The organism is Azoarcus sp. DD4 (assembly GCF_006496635.1).
Classification (GTDB): Bacteria; Pseudomonadota; Gammaproteobacteria; order Burkholderiales; family Rhodocyclaceae; genus Azoarcus.
On sequence record NZ_CP022958.1, the window covers coordinates 3,474,375 to 3,492,201 of the forward strand.

The 17,827-nt window shown below is 67.8% G+C and carries 20 protein-coding genes; 15 read left to right on the forward strand and 5 right to left on the reverse strand.

Features of this window, described 5'->3' with window-relative positions; translation table 11 throughout:
* Positions 1-83: 83 nt before the first annotated feature.
* Positions 84-1,121 (forward strand): TRAP transporter substrate-binding protein, encoded by a 1,038-nt coding sequence (locus tag CJ010_RS16005; protein WP_240794383.1) that lies wholly within the window; start codon positions 84-86, stop codon positions 1,119-1,121.
* 110 nt (positions 1,122-1,231) lie between these two features.
* Here the strand turns inward: CJ010_RS16005 and CJ010_RS16010 are convergent, their stop codons facing one another.
* Positions 1,232-2,137 carry a helix-turn-helix domain-containing protein gene (locus CJ010_RS16010; RefSeq protein ID WP_141018961.1) on the reverse strand — a complete coding sequence of 302 codons (906 nt, stop codon included), beginning with the start codon at positions 2,135-2,137 and terminating at the stop codon, positions 1,232-1,234.
* 117 nt (positions 2,138-2,254) lie between these two features.
* Between CJ010_RS16010 and CJ010_RS16015 the strand changes: the two genes are divergently transcribed.
* The 5 genes from CJ010_RS16015 (at position 2,255) to CJ010_RS16035 (ending at position 7,269) form a co-directional block, all read left to right on the forward strand.
* Positions 2,255-3,091 carry a glucose 1-dehydrogenase gene (locus tag CJ010_RS16015; protein WP_240794384.1) on the forward strand — a complete coding sequence of 279 codons (837 nt, stop codon included), beginning with the start codon at positions 2,255-2,257 and terminating at the stop codon, positions 3,089-3,091.
* Positions 3,092-3,155: 64 nt separating this feature from the next.
* Entirely contained in the window at positions 3,156-4,934 is a 1,779-nt protein-coding gene (locus CJ010_RS16020) for an FAD-dependent oxidoreductase (RefSeq protein WP_141018963.1), read from the forward strand.
* The gene (locus CJ010_RS16025; RefSeq protein WP_141018964.1) at positions 4,924-5,262 is read left to right on the forward strand and encodes an NIPSNAP family protein; all 339 of its coding nucleotides are present in this window, start codon (positions 4,924-4,926) and stop codon (positions 5,260-5,262) included. The genes CJ010_RS16020 and CJ010_RS16025 overlap by 11 nt, the downstream gene beginning before the upstream one ends.
* Positions 5,259-6,059, forward strand: coding sequence for a glucose 1-dehydrogenase (locus CJ010_RS16030; protein ID WP_141018965.1), 801 nt, complete (start codon positions 5,259-5,261; stop codon positions 6,057-6,059). Before CJ010_RS16025 ends, CJ010_RS16030 begins: the two co-directional genes overlap by 4 nt.
* Positions 6,060-6,246: 187 nt before the next feature.
* Positions 6,247-7,269 (forward strand): porin, encoded by a 1,023-nt coding sequence (locus tag CJ010_RS16035; RefSeq protein ID WP_141018966.1) that lies wholly within the window; start codon positions 6,247-6,249, stop codon positions 7,267-7,269.
* A 36-nt stretch (positions 7,270-7,305) separates the two neighbouring features.
* Here the strand turns inward: CJ010_RS16035 and CJ010_RS16040 are convergent, their stop codons facing one another.
* Complete coding sequence (locus CJ010_RS16040; RefSeq protein ID WP_141018967.1) at positions 7,306-8,244, reverse strand: helix-turn-helix domain-containing protein; 939 nt, start codon at positions 8,242-8,244, stop codon at positions 7,306-7,308.
* A 166-nt stretch (positions 8,245-8,410) separates the two neighbouring features.
* Here CJ010_RS16040 and CJ010_RS16045 point away from each other — a divergent pair, with 166 nt between their 5' ends.
* The 3 genes from CJ010_RS16045 to CJ010_RS16055 all read left to right on the forward strand — a co-directional run bounded on the left by CJ010_RS16045 (position 8,411) and on the right by CJ010_RS16055 (position 11,258).
* Positions 8,411-9,574, forward strand: a complete 1,164-nt coding sequence (locus CJ010_RS16045; RefSeq protein WP_141018968.1) for a cytochrome P450 — start codon at positions 8,411-8,413, stop codon at positions 9,572-9,574.
* Between the two features lie 82 nt (positions 9,575-9,656).
* Entirely contained in the window at positions 9,657-9,980 is a 324-nt protein-coding gene (locus CJ010_RS16050; protein WP_141018969.1) for a 2Fe-2S iron-sulfur cluster-binding protein, read from the forward strand.
* 3 nt (positions 9,981-9,983) lie between these two features.
* Positions 9,984-11,258, forward strand: a complete 1,275-nt coding sequence (locus CJ010_RS16055; protein WP_240794385.1) for an NAD(P)/FAD-dependent oxidoreductase — start codon at positions 9,984-9,986, stop codon at positions 11,256-11,258.
* Between the two features lie 44 nt (positions 11,259-11,302).
* On the opposite strand, the gene CJ010_RS16060 is transcribed toward CJ010_RS16055, so the two are convergent.
* Both CJ010_RS16060 and CJ010_RS16065 read right to left on the reverse strand, forming a co-directional pair.
* On the reverse strand, positions 11,303-11,854 hold the full coding sequence (locus CJ010_RS16060) for a hypothetical protein (RefSeq protein WP_205754800.1): 552 nt from the start codon (positions 11,852-11,854) through the stop codon (positions 11,303-11,305).
* A complete protein-coding gene (locus tag CJ010_RS16065) occupies positions 11,851-12,297 on the reverse strand; it encodes a hypothetical protein (RefSeq protein WP_141018970.1) in 447 nt (148 codons plus the stop codon). Before CJ010_RS16065 ends, CJ010_RS16060 begins: the two co-directional genes overlap by 4 nt.
* A 386-nt stretch (positions 12,298-12,683) precedes the next feature.
* On the opposite strand from CJ010_RS16065, the gene cydP reads away from it, so the two are divergent.
* From cydP to CJ010_RS16095, 6 genes are all read left to right on the forward strand, one after another.
* A complete protein-coding gene (cydP, locus tag CJ010_RS16070) occupies positions 12,684-12,917 on the forward strand; it encodes a cytochrome oxidase putative small subunit CydP (RefSeq protein ID WP_141018971.1) in 234 nt (77 codons plus the stop codon).
* A complete protein-coding gene (locus CJ010_RS16075; protein WP_141018972.1) occupies positions 12,907-14,475 on the forward strand; it encodes a cytochrome ubiquinol oxidase subunit I in 1,569 nt (522 codons plus the stop codon). Before cydP ends, CJ010_RS16075 begins: the two co-directional genes overlap by 11 nt.
* Positions 14,476-14,489: 14 nt before the next feature.
* Positions 14,490-15,632: a cytochrome d ubiquinol oxidase subunit II gene (cydB, locus tag CJ010_RS16080; RefSeq protein WP_141018973.1), complete on the forward strand. Its 1,143-nt coding sequence runs from the start codon at positions 14,490-14,492 to the stop codon at positions 15,630-15,632.
* Positions 15,633-15,646: 14 nt separating this feature from the next.
* On the forward strand, positions 15,647-15,784 hold the full coding sequence (cydX, locus tag CJ010_RS16085) for a cytochrome bd-I oxidase subunit CydX (protein ID WP_141018974.1): 138 nt from the start codon (positions 15,647-15,649) through the stop codon (positions 15,782-15,784).
* Positions 15,774-16,046 (forward strand): cyd operon YbgE family protein, encoded by a 273-nt coding sequence (locus CJ010_RS16090; RefSeq protein ID WP_205754801.1) that lies wholly within the window; start codon positions 15,774-15,776, stop codon positions 16,044-16,046. The genes cydX and CJ010_RS16090 overlap by 11 nt, the downstream gene beginning before the upstream one ends.
* 79 nt (positions 16,047-16,125) lie before the next feature.
* Positions 16,126-16,986 (forward strand): MBL fold metallo-hydrolase, encoded by an 861-nt coding sequence (locus tag CJ010_RS16095; protein WP_141018976.1) that lies wholly within the window; start codon positions 16,126-16,128, stop codon positions 16,984-16,986.
* Between the two features lie 23 nt (positions 16,987-17,009).
* On the opposite strand, the gene CJ010_RS16100 is transcribed toward CJ010_RS16095, so the two are convergent.
* Positions 17,010-17,714, reverse strand: a complete 705-nt coding sequence (locus tag CJ010_RS16100; protein WP_141018977.1) for a glutamine amidotransferase — start codon at positions 17,712-17,714, stop codon at positions 17,010-17,012.
* Positions 17,715-17,827: the final 113 nt, after the last annotated feature.

Below are 17,827 nucleotides of genomic sequence, written 5' to 3' on the forward strand. Positions count from 1 at the left end.
GCCGCGGACGATGCGCCGCCCATCCCGGGCGGGCGCCGGCTGCGCGCGCCCGGACGCCACCCCGACGCCGACGGAGACCTCCCGTGAAATTTCTCAGACCCACCGCGCTGCTGGCCGCCAGCGCGCTGACCGCCGCCCTGCTGCCCGGCCTCGCCCGCGCCCAGGAAGTGACGCTGAAGTTCGCCCACTTCATGCCGCAGACCAACCCCTACCACCAGCACGTGATCGTGCCCTGGTGCGAGCGCATCGCCGCGCAATCCGCCGGCCGCATGAAGTGCCAAATCTACCCGGCCAGCCAGCTCGGCGGCACCGCGCCGCAACTGCTGAGCCAGGTGCGCGACGGCGTGGCCGACGTGATCTGGACCATGCCGGGCTACAACGCCGGCCGCTTCCCGATCACCGAGGTGTTCGAACTGCCCTTCTTCACCACCACGCCGGAAGCCACCGCCCGCGCGCTGTGGGACTTCACCACCCGGCACGCCGGCCGCGAGTTCGCCGGCATGAAGCCGCTCGCGACCTGGACGCCGGGCGCCTACGCCTTCCACATGAGCAAGAAGGAAGTGAAGACGCTGGAAGACCTGAGGGGCCAGAAGGTGCGCACGCCCTCGCGGCTGGGCAACAAGCTGCTCGCCGCGCTCGGCGCCACCCCGGTCGGCATGCCGGCGCCGCAGATGTCGGAAGGGATTTCCAAGGGCGTGATCGACGGCGCGCTCTATCCCTGGGAGTCGGTGCCCTCGGCCAAGCTGCACGAACTGACGAAGTACAGCTTCGATGCCAATGCCGGCTACCGGATGTCGGCTGCGACCACCATCATCGTGATGAACCAGAAGCGCTACGACAGTCTGCCCGCCGAGCTGAAGAAGGTGATCGACGACAACAGCGGGCGAGAATTCTCCGCCCAGGCCGCCACTGCGCTCGACGCGCAGGCCAAGGTCGGCCGCGATGCCACCATCGCCAATGGCAACACCGTCCATACCCTGCCGGCGGCCGAGGTGGCGCGCTGGCAGGCGGCGACCAAAGGCATCGCCGACGAGTGGATCAAGGAGATGAACGCCGCCGGCTACGACGGCCGCCAGCTGCACGATGCCGCCGCCGCGCTGGTGCAGCAGTACACCCACTGAGCGCGACGCACGCCCGAGCCATCGTTGTCCCTCCGCCTGCCCGACGGCAGGCCATCGCGGCAGCGGCATCCTGCCCGGTGTCGCTGCCGCATTCTTTTTGGCGCACCGCGCTATTCAGCCTCGCTGGCGCGCGCCAGCTGCGCCCGCGCCATGTCGCGGAAGGCCAGCGGCGTGGAGCCCGCCTTCTTCTTGAAGAAGCGGCCGAAGTAGGCCTCGTCCTCGAAGCCCAGCGCCGCCGCAATCTGCTTGACGCTCAGCTGCGAATAGACCAGTTCGCGCTGCGCCTCGTGGATCAGCCGCGCGTTGATCACGTCCAGCGGCGACATGCCGATGCAATCGCGGCACAGGCGCGCGAGCTGGCCGGGCGACACGCCGAGCTCGCCGGCATAGCGCTCCATCGGCAGATGCGCCTTGTAGTGCTGCTCGACCAAGGCACGGAATTTCTCCACCTTCGCCGTGCCGCGCGAACGCTCCACCACCGGGGAGGCCTGCATGCCCAGGCCGACGCGCTCGACCAGCACGAACACCGCCAGCAGCAGCGCCGAGCCGGCGGCGATCTGGCCCGGTTCGTAGGCGCTCGCCTCGCGCGCCAGCGCCTCGAACAACGGCATCAGGTTCTGGTCGTGACGCGATCCGGCCTCGACCGGCAGCACCGTCGGCCTGCGGATGAAAGCCAGCAATTCCGGCCGCGCCACCCCGGCCAGGGCTTCGAGCGGCCGCTGCGGCGCGGTCACCACCGGCCCGTCGACCTCGGGCGTGAAATGGAAACCATGCACCGCGCGCGCCGGGATCACGATCAGGCAGGGTGGTTCGATAGCCCACTTGGTACCGTCGATGAAGACCTCGCCGGCGCCGCTGCGCACATAGAGGATCTGGATCAGCCCGTCGTGGATGTGGGGCTCGATCTCCCAGTTGAAGGGACGCGAGCGCTGCGGAATCCACTCGAAATTGAATGAATCCAGCCATGAGGGTTTTGCCTCGGAGCCGTAAAGATCGTACTTCGGCAGCGTCGTCATGCTTGCGTCCCCTGGCTGCGTGAATGCACGAATTATCCTATTCATCGTTGCATTTGTCGATTTTGCCGAGCGCGCCACCTCCCTACCATGGCCTCACACCAAGGACAGGAGACGGCAGTGAGCAGCACATCGTGGTTGGGTCTGGAAGGACAGGTCTGCGTGGTCACCGGCGCCGCCAGCGGCATCGGCGCCGCGGTGGCGGAAGCCCTTGCGGAGGCGGGTGCGCAGGTCGCGCTGCTGGACCGCGACGGCGTCGGCGCCGAGCGCATGGCCGACACACTGCGCGAACGCGGCGGCAGCGCAGTCGCGGTGGAATGCGACATCGCCAGCGAATCGGCGGTGCAGGCCGCCGCCGCACGGGTACGCGACACCCTCGGCCCCTGTGCCGCGCTGGTGAACAATGCCGGCATGCTGCGCCCCGGCGCGCTCGACGCGGTCAGCGTGGCCGAATGGAACGCGGTGCTGGCGGTCAATCTCACCGGCTACCTGCTGTGCGCCCGCAGCTTCGCCGCGCAGATGCGCGAACTCGGCCGCGGCAGCCTGGTGCACGTGGCCTCGATCGCCTCGCTCTTTCCGCAGACCGGCAGCGGCGCCTACAGCGCGAGCAAGGCCGGCGTGCTGCTGCTGTCGCGCCAGATGGCGGCCGAGTGGGGTCCGGCGGGCATACGCAGCAATGCCATCTGCCCCGGCATGATCCGCACCCCGCTGTCGGCGAAGTTCTACGAACAACCCGGCTTCGAGCAGCGCCGCGCTGCCGTCACCGCCAGCCGCCGCATCGGCGAACCGACCGACATCGCCAACGTCGCCGCCTTTCTGGCCAGCGAGCGCGCCGCCTATGTCAACGGCGCCGAGATCGTGGTCGACGGCGGCATGAACAGCATGTTGATGGACCTGGTGCCGCGCCCCGGCTTCAACGACGCCGACGCCCCCGGTCGTCAAGCCCTCTCCCGCTGACAGCCCCCAAGCCCGACACCTGCGCGACCGGCACGCATCGGTCGCCCCCAACAAGGAGACACACATGGACGCGAGATCCTCGCAGCCTTCGCTCGAATGCGACCTGCTCGTCATCGGCTCCGGCGCCGGCGGCCTATCTACCGCGATCACCGCGAAGAAGCACGGACTGGACGTGATCGTGATCGAGAAAGCCGAGCACTTCGGCGGCACCACAGCGTTTTCCGGCGGCGTGCTGTGGATACCCGGCAACCCGCATGCGAAGAAGAACGGCATTGCCGACAGCCGCGACGCCGCGCGCGAATACCTGAAGAACGAAGCCGGCGCCTTCTACGACGATGCCGCCATCGAGGCCTTTCTCGACGCCGCGCCGGAAATGGTGGAATTCTTCGAGCGCGAGACCGAGGTCAGCTTCATCCCCACGCTCTACCCTGATTACCACCCGACGGTGGCGGGCGGCGTCGACATCGGCCGCAGCATCCTCGCCGCGCCCTACGACATCCGCAGGCTGGGCAACAACATGCCGCGCCTGCGTCCGCCGCTGGAGACGATCACCTTCATCGGCATGATGTTCAATTCGTCCAACGCCGACCTCAAGCACTTCTTCAACGCCACCAAGTCGCTCAAGTCCTTCGTCTATGTGGCCAGGCGCCTGGCCACCCATCTGAAGGAACTCGCGCTCTATCGCCGCGGCATCAACGTCACCAGTGGCAACGCGCTGGCCGCGCGGCTGGCGAAATCCTGCTTCGACCTCGGCATTCCCATCCACACCGGCTGCGGCGCGCGCGAATTGCTGCATGCCAACGGCGAAGTGAGCGGCGCCGTGGTGACCGGCAAGGACGGCGACATCCGCATCGCTGCCCGGCGCGGCGTGGTGCTGGCCTGCGGCGGCTTTTCGCACGACCTTGCCCGCATCAAGCGGGCCTATCCGCACCTGCAGCGCGGCGGCGAACACCTGTCGCCGGTCCCGGCCGGTAACACCGGCGACGGCCTGCGCATGGCCGAGAGCGTGGGTAGCCGGGTCGATATCCGCTACCACGACAGCGCCGCCTGGATGCCGGTGTCGCGCGTGCCGCTGGGCGACGGCCGCTTCGGCGTCTTCCCCCACCTGCTCGACCGCTACAAGCCGGGCATCATCGGCGTCACCCGCAAGGGCGCGCGCTTCTGCAACGAGTCGGAGTCCTACCACGACGTCGGCGCGGCGATGATCCGCGCCTGCGAAGGCGAGCGCGAGACCGCGATGTGGCTGCTGTGCGACCAGGCCACGTTGGCGAAATACGGTCTCGGCTACGTCAAGCCGGCGCCGATGCCCATCGGCAGATTCCTGAAGAACGGTTACCTGCTCAAGGGCAACACCCTGACCGAGCTGGCGGCGAAGGCCGGCATCGACGCCGCCGCGCTGGAGCGCACGGTGAAGGACTACAACGCCGGCGCCATCCACGGCGAAGACCGCCGGTTCGGCCGCGGTAGCACCGCCTTCAACCGCTACCTGGCCGACCCCGAGAACCAGCCCAATCCCTGCGTCGCCCCCATCGGCAAGGGCCCTTACTACGCGGTCAAGGTCGTCATGGGCGACCTCGGCACCTTCGACGGCATCCGTACCAACGTCGTCGGCCAGGTGCTGGCCGACAGCGGCCGGCCGATCGCCGGCCTCTACGCGGTGGGCAACGACCGCGCCAGCATCATGGGCGGCAACTACCCGGGCGCCGGCATCACGCTGGGGCCGATCATGACCTTCGGCTACATCACCGGCCGCCACATCGCCGGCGTCGACCAGGCCTGGGCGATTCCGCCGGTAGATGACGTGCGCGAGGCTGCCTGCGAGGAGGCCCGCCATGTCGCCTAAGCCACTGATCGACCACCGCATCTACACGATACGGCTGCGCAAGATGAACGAGTTCGTCGAGGTCTTCAACCGGCTGGCGATGCCCATCCTGCTCGACACCCTCGGGCACCCGGTCGGCTTCTACACCAGCCAGGTCGGGCCGCTCAACCAGTTCGTGCACCTGTGGGCCTACGAGGATCTCGCCGACTACGAGCGGCGCTGCCGGGCGCGCGACAGCCATCCGGATTTCCCGGCCTACCTGGCTGCCTCCGAACACCTGATCGTGGCACAGGAAACCCGGTTGATCCGCGCGGTGGACATGCCGGCAATGACGGGACGCGGCGCATGACGTCATCCTATCCACCCGGCAGCGTCGCCATCGTCACTGGCGGCGCCGACGGCATCGGCTGGGCCACCGCGCAGCGGCTGGCGCTGGAGGTCGAGCATGTGGTGATCGCCGACCTGCACGCCGACCGCGCCATGGCGCGCGCCGACGCGCTCGGCCCGGCGCACTGGGGCTGCGCGGCGAACGTCGCGGTCGAAGCCGACGTGGTGGCGATGGTCGCCGCCGTGCTGCAGCGCTACGGCCGCATCGACGTGCTGGTCAACAACGCCGGCGTCGCCGAAAAGTCGCTGCCCACCGTCGAACAGCGCGTCGACGCCTTCGACCGCGTGCTCGGCGTGCATCTGCGCGGCAGCTTCCTGGCGAGCCGGGAGGCCGGCCGGGCGATGCTGGACCAAGGCAGCGGCAGCATCGTGAACATCGCCTCCATCGCCGGGCTGGGCGGCATCCCCGAGCGCAACGCCTACGGTGCCGCCAAGGCCGGCATTGCGGCGATGACGCGCTCAATGGCCTGCGAATGGGCGCGCCGCGGCATCCGGGTGAATGCGGTCGCGCCCGGCTATGCGCGTACCGCGCTGGTGGACGAACTTGCGCGCAACGGCACGCTCGACACTGCCGCCATCCACGCCCGTACGCCGCTCGGCCGCATGGCCGCGCCGGCAGAGATCGCCGAGGCCATCGCCTTCCTCGCCTCGCCGCGGGCTAGCTTCGTCACCGGCACCACGCTCGCCGCCGACGGCGGCTGGCTGGCCTTTGCCGCACCCGACAGCGTGCTGCCGCCACACCACAACCCGCCCGGCTGACCCTGCCGCCTCCCACGCACCGCAAACGTCCTCATCCGGCCCTGCCGCCGGAGGGCCCCGGCTTGCCTGCGTCACCACCACGAAGGAGAAGCCGCCGAACCGACATCCGCATCCACCACGACAAGCGACGGGTGCCCACACCCGCCACAACGACAAAGCCAAGAAGAGACAGCACCAAGGAGGAACCATGAAGAAGACGTTCTGCACCACCCTCGCCGCACTCGCCTGCAGCGGCGCCCACGCCCAGTCCAACGTCACCATCTACGGTCTGGTCGACACCGGCTTCGCCTACGAGCGCAACAGCCGCAGCGGCCAGGACGCCAAGGCCATCCAGAGCGGCATGCTCAGCTCGAGCCGGCTGGGCTTTCGCGGCAGCGAAGACCTCGGCAACGGCCTCAAGGCGCTGTGGGTGATCGAGGCCGGCATCCTGTACGACACCGGCAAGCCGCAGCACCCCAACAATTTCTGGGGTCGCCAGAGCTACCTGGCGCTGGCGGGCGATTTCGGCACCGTCGGCTTCGGCCGCCAGTACGCACCGGAAGACGGCGTCAACGCCCGGTTCGACCCCTTCGAGCACGGCAGTGGCGGCAACGCGGCCAACATCATGAAGTCGATGGCGATCCGCGCCGACAACTCGGTGAAATACGTCAGCCCCAAGCTCGCCGGCTTCACCGGCACGCTGGTGTACGGCTTCGGCGAAGTCGCCGGCTCGATGCGCGCCGGGCGTTATCTGGCGGGTTCGGTGGACTACGGCCACGGCCCGCTGGATGTGGGCTTCTCCTTCGAGCAGATGCGCAACCTCGCCGACACCGTCACCGGGCGCAAGTACCAGCTCGGCGCCAGCTACGACTTCGGCCCGGCCAAGGTGTATGCGATGGCCCAGGCCGACCGCGACGTCGACGGCGCCACCCCCACCCGCGGCGCCCAGTCAAACCAGTACCTGCTCGGCCTCACCGCGCCGCTCGGCCGCAACGGCAAGCTGCTCGCCTCGTGGGTGCGCGAGGACGACAAGGACGCCGCCGACCGCGACGCCGACATGTGGGCGGTGGGCTATGTGCACACGCTATCGAAGCGCACCGACCTCTATGGCGTCTATGCCCACATGGTGGCCGACAACAACCCGGCGATCAGCCTGGGCAACGCGCAGAACGCCGCGATCGTTGCAGGTGCCGACCGCTCGGTGAACATCGGCATCCGCCACCGCTTCTGAGTGCCCATCCCCCCCGGGGCCAGCCTGTGCCCGGCCTCAGCTGCCCTGCCGCCCGCGGTAGGTGCTTGGGCTGAGGCCGGTGCGGCGCTTGAAGAAGCGGCAGAAATAGGCCGGATCCTCGAAGCCGAGATCGCTTGCGATGCGCGTCACCGGCGCCGCGGTATACACCAGGCGCCGGCTGGCCTCGCGGGTCAGGCGCTCGTGGATGTATTCGAGCGCGGCGCGGCCGCTGGCCGCACGGGTCAGGCGGTTGAGGCTGGGCGTGCTGAGGCCGAGCTGGGCCGCGTAGCGCGACAGCGGCCAGTGCGCCAGGAAATGCTCTTCCACCAGCAGCACGAAGCGGGTCAGCAAGGCCTGGTGATGGCGCGCCCGCCTCCCCGCCGCGGCGGCGGACACGCTGCGCGCGCAGCCCTGCGCCAACCGCCACACCACCGCCTGCGCCAGCCAGCGCACCACTGGCGCATCGGTGGCGTCGGGCGCGGCGAATTCCTCGGCGAGCTGGCGGAAGAGGCCGTCAAGCCGGCGCGCGGCGGCGTCCTCGTCACTCTCCAACTGCAACACGCGCGGGGCGGCGAAGAGCTGGCGCAGCGATTCGCCCGCCGTCTGCAGATCGCCTTCGACCAGGAAACGGCCGTCGAGCGTCAGCACCATGCCCTGGGTGCCGGGCGCGAAGCGGAAGCCGTGCACCGCGCCGGGCGGGATCACGATGGCCGCCGGCCCGGCAACGTCTTCCTGACATTCATCCAGCGCCACCTGCGCCGCACCCTCGCCCACCCAGACCAGCTGGTAAAGGCCGCGGTGCACATGCGGTTCGATCTCCCACTCATACAGGCTGCTGCGCAGCTCGATGGCCTCGATATGCATCAACTCCAGCGTCGGCGTGGCGGTTTCACCGTACAGCGCAAATGCGGGAATGGCGCGTTGGCGGGCAGCCGGCACACGTGGCGATGGGGGGAAGGTCGGCAGGGTCGTCATGCTGCGGCGCACCGTGAATGGAAAGATAGATTTGATCGAAAAGTGCAATCACTACCAAGTTTATTGCACTGACTCGAATAACCATGCTGACCTATAGTGTATCCACGCAATCGCCTTAAATCAGCGATTTCATGCGGAATCTACCAATAACGATCGGAGACACGCGATGTTCAGTTTCGACCCGTACTCCCCCGCTGTGGATGCGGATCCGTTTCCTTTTTACAAGACGCTGCGCGACGAGCACCCCTGCTTCTGGAGCAAGGAAGCGAACATGTGGGTGCTGTCGCGCTATGCCGACATCGTCACCGCGCTCAACGACTGGCAGACCTTCTCCTCGGCCAAGGGCAACCTGATGACCGAGCTGCCCAACCGCGCCGGGGCCACCCTGGGCACCACCGATCCCCCGCGCCACGACCGCCTGCGCGGCCTGGTCCAGCACGCCTTCATGAAGCGCAACCTCGAGAGCCTAGTCGAGCCGATCCGCCAGATCGCGCGCGAAACCGCGGCGCCGCTGGCCGACCTCAGGCAGTTCGACTTCATCGAGGACTTCTCGTCGAAGTTCACCGTGCGCGTTCTTTTCGCCGCGCTCGGCCTGCCGCTGGGCGACGAGGCCCAGGTGCGCGAAAAGGCCGTGACCATGGTGCAGTCCGACGCCGCCACCCGGCAGAAAGGCCCGGAGCATATCGCCGCCTACAACTGGATGCAGGACTACGCCAGCAAGGTCATCGCCGAGCGCCGCAAGAACCCGCAGCACGACCTGATCTCCCACTTCTCGATGGCCGAGATCGACGGCGACCGGCTGGACGAACGCGAGGTGCTGCTCACCGTCACCACGCTGATCATGGCCGGCATCGAATCGCTCGGCGGCTTCATGGGCATGTTCGCGCTCAACATGGCCGACCATGCCGACGCCCGCCGCCAATGCGTGGCCAACCCCGAGCTGCTGGTCGACGCGGTGGAGGAATCGCTGCGCTTCAACACCTCGGCACAGCGCTTCCGCCGCTGCCTGACGCGCGACCACACCCTGCACGGCCAGACCATGCGCGAAGGCGACTTCGTCTGTCTCGCTTACGGTTCCGGTAACCGCGACGAGCGCCAGTTCCCCAACCCCGACGTCTATGACATCGCCCGCAAGCCCAAGGGCCACCTCGGTTTCGGCGGTGCCGTGCATGCCTGTCTCGGCACCACCATCGCCCGCATCTCGGTGAAGGCCGCGATGGAAGCCTTCCACCAGGTGGTGCCGGACTACGTGCGCGTGCAGGAACACCTGCCGTGGATGCCCTCCTCCACCTTCCGCAGCCCGCTGCGGCTGGAACTCGCCCGCGCCTGAAGCACGCGTACATGCGGCGCGGCGGCAGGGATGCCGCCGCGCCGCCACCCACCCCATAACATCCCGCAAGAGGAGACGAACCATGGTCATGGTCACCTATATCGAACCCAATGGCAGCGAACAGAACATCGACGTCCCCGAAGGCTGGAGCCTGATGCAGGCCGCCATGTCGAACGGCGTCGACGGCATCGAAGCCGAATGCGGCGGCTCCTGCGCCTGCGCCACCTGCCACTGCTATGTGGACGAAGCCTGGGCCGCGCGCGTACCCGCAGCAGCCGAGAACGAACTGGCGATGCTGGACAACGTCGCCGCCGAGCGCCGCCCGACCAGCCGCCTGTCCTGCCAGATCAAGGCCACGGCCGATCTCGACGGCATCGTCGTGCGCCTGCCCACCAGCCAGAGCTGAGACATGGATACGTCGCGCATTGCTGGATCTGCGAGCGTCATGCAGCCGGGCGAGGGCCCCATCGTCATTGTCGGTGCGGGGCAATCCGGGCTGCAGGTGGCGGAGTCCCTGCGCAGCGAGGGCTATGCCGGGCAGATCCTGATGGTGGGCGACGAACCCTGCCCGCCCTACCATCGTCCGCCGCTGTCCAAGGCCTATCTCGCCGGCGAGGCCAGCGAAGCGCAGCTCACCATCCGCGCGCCGGAAGCGCTGACGAAGAAGCGGATCGAGCTAATCGCCGGCGTCGGCGTGCAATCCATAGACCGCGCCAATACCCTGCTGACCCTCGGCGACGGCCGCAAGCTCGCCTATGCCGGCCTCGCGCTCGCCACCGGCTCGCGCGCACGGCCGCTGCCGGTGCCCGGCGCCGGGCTCGCCAACGTATTCGCGCTGCGCACGCTGGCCGATACCCGCCGCATCGCCGCCGCACTCGAAACCGCGCAGCGGGTGGTGGTGATCGGCGGCGGCTTCATCGGCCTGGAATTCGCCGCCGTCGCCGCCAAGCAGGGCAAGACGGTGACCGTGCTCGAAGCCGCCGAACGGCTGATGGCGCGCGTGGTGGCGCCGCCGGTATCGGACTTCTACGCCGGACTGCACGGCAGCCACGGCGTCGCCATCGAACTCGGCGCCCAGGTGTCGGCCCTGGTCGGCAAGGCCGGCGAGCAACAGGATGTCGTCGCGGCGGTACGCACCACCGACGGCCGCGAGTTCGCCGCCGACCTGGTGATCGTCGGCATCGGCATCCTGCCCAACAGCGAGCTGGCCGAAGCGGCCGGGCTGGCCTGCGAGCGCGGCATCGTGGTCGATGCCTGCTCGCGCACGTCCGATCCGCGCATCGTCGCCAGCGGCGACTGCACAGCGCGCCGCCTGGCCGACGGCAGCCTGCTGCGGCTGGAATCGGTGCAGAACGCGGTCGAGCAGGGCAAGTCGGCCGCCGCCGCGCTACTGGGAACAGACCGCCCCTTCACCGCCGCGCCCTGGTTCTGGTCCGACCAGTACGAGGTCAAGCTGCAGATGGTGGGGCTGTCAGCCGGCTACGATACCGTCGTCAGCCGGGGCGCAGCCGAGGATCACCGCTTCTCGGTGTTCTACTTCCGGGACGAGCGGCTGATCGCGATCGACTCGATCAACCAGCCGCAGGTGCACATGACGGGCCGCAAGCTGCTCGACAAGGGCAACAGCCTGAGCCCGGCGCAGGCCGCCGATCCGGCCTTCGATCTCGCCACCGCAGCGGTGTGATCGTCGCCGCGGCCGTCCGCCAGCGCGACGGCCGCGGCGCCCCCTCAGAGATCCAGCTCGGCGATCGCCCGCAGGCCGCGGTCGATGTTGTCGCGCGCCGCGCCTTCCACCGCCAGCCGCAAGCGGGTGACGCCGACGAAGGCATCACCCATGGTGGCGGTGTAGGTCGATCTGATCGCCTTGCGCATCACCACCGAGCCGTCGGCGGCTTTGACCAGCGACCAGCCGGCATCCATCTCCACGGTGAAGCTGCCGCCGAACAGCGGCTTGTCGATGCGGGTGATGACCACGTTCAGCTCGTAGTCCCCGCCCTTGCCCTGAACCACCGCGGAGAACAGCTTCGAGGCCTTGATGGAGGCTTCCAGCGCGGCCTTGAACTCGGCATTGTCGATGTTGGAACTGTCGAACGCGCCGGTCTCGCTCCCCCCCTGCACCCCGACCCCGACGCTGTGGGGATGGTGCTTGACCAGCTTCACCTCCTGCACCGCCATACCCTCCCGGCTGGCCGGCGAGGCGCAGCCGCCGAGCATCGCCGCCGCCAGCAACGCGACCGCGAGCCAGCCGGCGACAGCGGAACGTCCCGTCTTCGCACTCATTCCTTCTCCCCTCCCTTGAAGATGTTGCCGATCACCTCGTCCACCATGCCCTGCGCCGACTTGCGCGTGAGCGAGGTATGCAGCGAGGTGCCGGTGGCCAGCGGATAGTCGGTCCTGGGGTCGCGGATGGTGATGGTGAGTTCGAGCAGATACATGGTGATGTCCCACATCCACTTGTCCCAGTAGGTCACCAGCGCATCGACATCGGTACGCTTCTCGGTGCCGGTACTCACCTCATAACCCATGCCGCGCAGCTTGTCGGCGATCAGCACATTGACGTTGTAACCGTCTTCCTCCAGCCGCTGCACGTGCATGGTCTTCATCGCAGCCAGATCGGCACTCGGGTCCACCGTGGCGGTTGCCCGATTGACCGCACAGCCGGACAGCGCCGCGGCCAGCATCCCGGCCACCAGCAGTAGCAGTATCTTGAGCATTCGCTTCATTATTTCCCCCTCCTGCACCGAATCGCCGACCGGCAATCCGACCGGCTCCGACCTATGTCGGAAGACATATCTTGCACATTTGCAGGCAACGTGGAGAAAAGCTTCGCGCCGGTTTGACGGAGGTCAACGGCGGCGCCCGGAACCGGCACCCGGGCCGGCTTGGCGCGCTCGGGCTGGGTCTCGATGAAGAAGCGGAAATCGGCCAGCACCACCGCTACCCTGACTCGACCTGCCAATTTCCGCCATTAATGCCAGCATTTCAGACTCAAGACTGCCATTCCGGCAGCCTGCACTGCCAAGCCCTCATCCCAAACACCCCAAGCAACTGATTTCAATCGTCTATTTCGTCATGACCCGACGGGCACGGATGTTGATATGGCTAAGCCATGCCGCATCTATCCGCCCCGCGGGCGACCGACCGCCGCCTCGTCCGCGAAATCCTCGTCGTCGTCCTCGTCAAGCTCGCCCTGCTCGGCGCGCTGTGGTGGGGTTTCGTGCGCGAGGCCAGGGTGCCGGTGAGCCAGGGCGAGATGGCGACGCAACTGGTCGCGCCACCCGCCCTCCCGGCGCAATCCGCACAACAAGATCCTGTCCCCGATGGAGCACGCAATGGTCAGTGAACAACTGGTCGATCTCTCGCGGCTGCAATTCGCCGCAACCGCGATGTACCACTTTCTCTTCGTCCCGCTGACGCTCGGCATGGTGTGGCTGCTCGTCATCATGGAAAGCGTCTATGTGATGACAGGCAAGACGGTGTACAAGGACATGACCCGCTTCTGGGGCAAGCTCTTCGGCATCAACTTCGCACTCGGCGTCACCACCGGCATCACGCTCGAGTTCCAGTTCGGCACCAACTGGGCCTACTACTCGCACTACGTCGGCGACATCTTCGGCGCGCCGCTGGCGATCGAGGGGCTGATGGCCTTCTTCCTGGAATCGACCTTCATCGGCCTGTTCTTTTTCGGCTGGGACCGCCTGTCGCGCCGCCAGCACCTGCTGGTGACCCTGCTGATGGCTGTCGGCACCAACCTGTCGGCGCTGTGGATCCTGATCGCCAACGGCTGGATGCAGAACCCGGTGGGCGCCGAGTTCAGCTACGAGACCATGCGCATGGAGCTGGTGGACTTCTGGGCCGTCCTGTTCAACCCCGACGCCCAGGCCAAGTTCGTGCATACGGTGTCGGCCGGCTACGTGACCGGCGCGATGTTCGTGCTGTCGATCTCGTCCTTCTACCTGCTGCGCGGTCGCGACACGGAGTTCGCCAAACGCTCCTTCCGCATTGCCGCCGCCTTCGGCTTTGCGTCGGCCTGCTCGGTGATCGTGCTCGGCGACGAATCGGGCTACGCGGTAGGCGAAGCGCAGCAGACCAAGCTCGCGGCGATCGAAGCCATGTGGGAGACCGAACCCGCGCCGGCCGGCTTCAACGTCGTCGCCGTGCCGAACGAGGTCGAGATGAAGAACGACTTCTCCCTGCACATTCCCTGGGTGATGGGCCTCATCGGCACTCGCTCGCTCGACAAGGAAATCCCCGGCCTGCGCGACATCCTCGCCCGCAACCGTGAGCGCGTTGTCACCGGCATCGAGGCGGTGAAACTGCTCGAACGCCTGCGCAAGAACCCGGCCGACACCGATGCCAGGGTGGCCTTCGAGCAGGTTCGCGCCGATCTTGGCTTCGGCCTGCTGCTGCGCAAGTACGTCGCATCGATGGACGAGGTCACCGCCGAGCTGATCGACCGCGCCGCACGCGACACGCTACCGCGCGTCACGCCGCTGTTCTGGACCTTCCGCCTGATGGTGGCGCTCGGCTTCTTCATGCTGCTGGTGTTCGGGCTGGCGCTATGGCATTCGCTCAAGGGCGACTTCGCCAGCCGGCCGATGTTGCTGCGGGTCGCGCTGTGGAGTTTGCCGCTGCCGTGGATCGCCTCCGAGATGGGCTGGTTCGTGGCCGAGTACGGCCGCCAGCCCTGGACCATCTACGGCGTGCTGCCCACCCACCTGTCGGTATCCACGCTGTCGGTGGACAGCCTGTACGGCTCGCTCGCCGGCTTCGTCGGCTTCTACACCCTGCTGCTGGTCGTGGAGATGTACCTGATGGTGAAGTTCGCCCGCCAGGGTCCGGGCAGCCTGGGCACCGGCCGCTACGAGAACGAACAACGCGGCGAAACCGCACACGCCTGAGAGGACGCACAGCCATGATCTTCGACTACCCGACCCTCAAACTCATCTGGTGGCTGCTGGTGGGCGTGCTGCTCGTCGGTTTTGCCGTCATGGACGGCCACGACATGGGCGTGGGCACCCTGCTGCCCTTCGTCGGCCGCAACGACGAGGAGCGCCGCATCGTCATCAACACCGTGGGCCCGCACTGGGACGGCAACCAGGTCTGGTTCATCACCGGCGGCGGCGCCATCTTCGCCGCCTGGCCCCTGGTCTATGCCACCGCCTTTTCCGGCTTCTACTGGGCGATGCTGGCCGTGCTGTGGGCGCTGTTCTTCCGTCCGGTGGGTTTCGACTACCGCAGCAAGATCCACAATGCCACCTGGCGCAAGACCTGGGACTGGGGCCTGTTCGTCGGCGGAGCGGTGCCGCCGCTGATCTTCGGCGTAGCCTTCGGCAACCTGCTGCAGGGGGTGCCCTTCCACTTCGACGACAACCTGGTTCCCTACTACACCGGATCGTTCTGGGCGCTGCTCAATCCTTTCGCGCTGCTCGCCGGCGTGGTCGCCAGCGCCATGCTGACCTTCCACGGCGCGATCTACCTCGCCCACCGCACCGAAGGCGACATCGCCCGCCGCGCACGGACTGCCGCGCTCGCCTTCGGCGCGCTGATGCTGGCCGCCTTCAGCGCCGCCGGTGCGTGGATCGCCCTGGGCGACTTCGGCTACGCGATCACTTCCGTCGTCGATCCCGCTGCATTGCCCAACCCCTTGGCCAAGTCGGTGCTGCGCCAGCCCGGCGCCTGGCTGGCGAACTACGCGGCAGCGCCGGCCACGCTCGTCGTCCCCGCCCTTGCCTATGTCGGCGGACTGGCCGCGCTGCTGCTGGTGGCGCGGGGGCGTACGCTGGCGGCCTTCGTCGCCTCTTCCGTCGCCATCGTCGGCGTCATCGGCACGGCCGGGGTGTCGATGTTCCCCTTCGTGATGCCCTCGTCGACGGTCGCCGACGCCAGCCTCACCGTGTGGGACAGCGTCTCCAGCCAGCGCACGCTGGGCATCATGCTGTGGGCCACGCTGATCTTCATGCCCATCATCCTTGCCTACACCGCGTGGGCCTACAAGGTGATGGCCGGCAAGGTCACCGCCGCCTACATCCGCGAAAACGAGCATTCCGCTTACTGAAAGGAGACACGCGCATGTGGTATTTCACCTGGGTACTCGGCATCGGCTTCGCCGTCCTGCTCGCCATCCTCAACGCGATGTGGGGCGAGAACGAGGAAGCGCGCCATGCGTCCCTTCCGACCCGGCGCAGGTCCGACGGCGATGCATCCTGACCGCGCCACACCGGGCTTGCGCCCGCTGCCGCTGGCCGCGGCCGTCGCCATCATGGTGGCGGTAACGCTGCGGCCGCAGTTGCTCGCCAGCGCGGCCGGCGGCGCCGACCACTGGGCGGCGACCGCACTGTTCTGGGCAATGAGCGCCGGCTTCGTCACCGGCGTCGGCTTCCGCCCGCACGCCCGGCCATGGCGGCTGCTGTTCTCCGGCAGCGCCTGCCTGCTGGGCATCGGCCTTGCAATGCTGCGGCTGTGGGCCTAGCTTGGCAGACGAGCCCACGCTTACATCCACCGGATCGTCGGCTAGAATATTAGCGTTTATTAATAAAAACGATCGAACCATGCCGACGCCCGACATCCAGTCCTTCTTCGACCCGGAAACCAGCACCGTCACCCACGTGCTTGCCTGTCCGCAGACGCGCCGTGCGGCGGTGATCGACAGCGTGCTCGACTTCGACCCCAAGTCGGGGCGCAGCCACCGCAGCAGCGCCGACCGGGTGGTCGAACATGTGCGCAGCAAGGGCCTGACTGTCGATTGGCTGCTCGAAACCCATGCGCACGCCGACCATCTCAGCGCCGCGCCCTACCTGCAGCAGCAACTCGGTGGCAAGACCGCCATCGGCAGCCACATCCGCGAGGTGCAATCCGTCTTCAAGCGCGTTTTCAATGCCGAAGACCTCGGCACCGACGGCCGCGAATTCGACCATCTGTTCGAAGACGGCGACCAGTTCGCTGTCGGCGAACTGACCGTGCGGGTGATGCACACGCCGGGCCACACCCCGGCCTGCGTCAGCTATGCGGTCGGCGACGACGTCTTCGTCGGCGACACGCTCTTCATGCCCGACTACGGCACCGCGCGCTGCGACTTCCCCGGCGGCGACGCCGCCACGCTCTATCGTTCGATCGGACGCCTGCTCTCATTGCCGCCGCACACCCGGCTCCACCTCTGCCACGACTATCCGCCCGACGACCGCGCCCCGGTGTGGGTCTGCACCGTGGCCGAACAGCGCGCCGCCAACGTCCATGTGCGCGACGGCACGACCGAGGCCGGCTTCGTCGCGCTGCGTACCGCCCGCGACCGCCAGCTGGCGATGCCGGTGCTGATGCTGCCCGCGGTGCAGGTGAATGTACGGGCCGGACACCTGCCGCCGCCCGAAAGCAACGGCGTGCGCTACCTCAAGCTGCCGGTCGATCTGCTCTGAAGCGGCGACCGGCCGCCCTCCACTCAAGCGGGCAAGCGCGCCAGCCAGCCTTCCAGCAAGGCCTTCGCCGCCGCGGCACAGGCCGCACCGTGGCGGCGGGTATCGTCGCGCAATGCCGGCGGCGACACCTTGGCGTGGGCAAGCTCGCAGGCATGGCCGATCAGCCAGCGCTCGATGCCGGCCGGGTCGGCCTCCGCGTGGAACTGCAGGGCGAGCACCGCTTCACCCAGCTGAAAAGCCTGGTTCGGCGTCAGCGCGGTGGAAGCCAGCAAGGTCGCATCCGGCGGCAGGTCGAAGGTGTCGCCATGCCAGTGCAACACCGCCACGCCCTTGCCGCCCAGTGGCGCCAGGGCGGAGGCGCGTCCCGCCTCGCTCAGCGTCACCGGACTCCAGCCTATTTCCTTGGCCGGGCCTGGATAGACGCGCGCGCCGGCCGCGGCGGCAATCAGCTGTGCGCCGAGGCAGATGCCCAACATCGGCCGGCCGGCGGCAAGACGCTCGCGCACCAGCGCGATCTCGTCGGCGACGAAAGGATAGGCATCGGTTTCATATACGCCGATCGGGCCGCCGAGAATGACGAAGAGATCGGCGGCACGCACCTCGTCGGACGACAGCGCATCGATACCGGCCTGGCGGTAGTCGATCCGGTAACCGGCCTGCTGCAGCACCGGCGCGAACACACCGAGGTCTTCGAACGCGACGTGGCGCAGGGCAAGACAGTTCTTCACGGTACGCTTCTCCTGGAAATGAAAGACGGCCGGCCGCGGCTGCGACGACAGCTTGCGATCATGCCATTGGCTTCGCCGCCGGGACAGCCCGGCCACCGGGAAAATTGACCCGG

Bases quoted from the DNA above. Each gene is read 5' to 3' on its own strand.
- CJ010_RS16045 (WP_141018968.1), top strand. From the start codon at position 8,411: ATGTTCAGTTTCGACCCGTACTCCCCCGCTGTGGATGCGGATCCGTTT.
- CJ010_RS16095 (WP_141018976.1), top strand. From the start codon at position 16,126: ATGCCGACGCCCGACATCCAGTCCTTCTTCGACCCGGAAACCAGCACC.
- CJ010_RS16060 (WP_205754800.1), bottom strand. From the start codon at position 11,854: ATGAGTGCGAAGACGGGACGTTCCGCTGTCGCCGGCTGGCTCGCGGTC.
- CJ010_RS16020 (WP_141018963.1), top strand. From the start codon at position 3,156: ATGGACGCGAGATCCTCGCAGCCTTCGCTCGAATGCGACCTGCTCGTC.
- cydB (WP_141018973.1), top strand. From the start codon at position 14,490: ATGATCTTCGACTACCCGACCCTCAAACTCATCTGGTGGCTGCTGGTG.
- CJ010_RS16040 (WP_141018967.1), bottom strand. From the start codon at position 8,244: ATGACGACCCTGCCGACCTTCCCCCCATCGCCACGTGTGCCGGCTGCC.
- CJ010_RS16090 (WP_205754801.1), top strand. From the start codon at position 15,774: ATGCATCCTGACCGCGCCACACCGGGCTTGCGCCCGCTGCCGCTGGCC.
- CJ010_RS16075 (WP_141018972.1), top strand. From the start codon at position 12,907: ATGGTCAGTGAACAACTGGTCGATCTCTCGCGGCTGCAATTCGCCGCA.
- cydP (WP_141018971.1), top strand. From the start codon at position 12,684: ATGCCGCATCTATCCGCCCCGCGGGCGACCGACCGCCGCCTCGTCCGC.
- CJ010_RS16035 (WP_141018966.1), top strand. From the start codon at position 6,247: ATGAAGAAGACGTTCTGCACCACCCTCGCCGCACTCGCCTGCAGCGGC.
- CJ010_RS16025 (WP_141018964.1), top strand. From the start codon at position 4,924: ATGTCGCCTAAGCCACTGATCGACCACCGCATCTACACGATACGGCTG.
- CJ010_RS16055 (WP_240794385.1), top strand. From the start codon at position 9,984: ATGGATACGTCGCGCATTGCTGGATCTGCGAGCGTCATGCAGCCGGGC.
- CJ010_RS16010 (WP_141018961.1), bottom strand. From the start codon at position 2,137: ATGACGACGCTGCCGAAGTACGATCTTTACGGCTCCGAGGCAAAACCC.
- CJ010_RS16050 (WP_141018969.1), top strand. From the start codon at position 9,657: ATGGTCATGGTCACCTATATCGAACCCAATGGCAGCGAACAGAACATC.
- CJ010_RS16030 (WP_141018965.1), top strand. From the start codon at position 5,259: ATGACGTCATCCTATCCACCCGGCAGCGTCGCCATCGTCACTGGCGGC.
- cydX (WP_141018974.1), top strand. From the start codon at position 15,647: ATGTGGTATTTCACCTGGGTACTCGGCATCGGCTTCGCCGTCCTGCTC.
- CJ010_RS16065 (WP_141018970.1), bottom strand. From the start codon at position 12,297: ATGAAGCGAATGCTCAAGATACTGCTACTGCTGGTGGCCGGGATGCTG.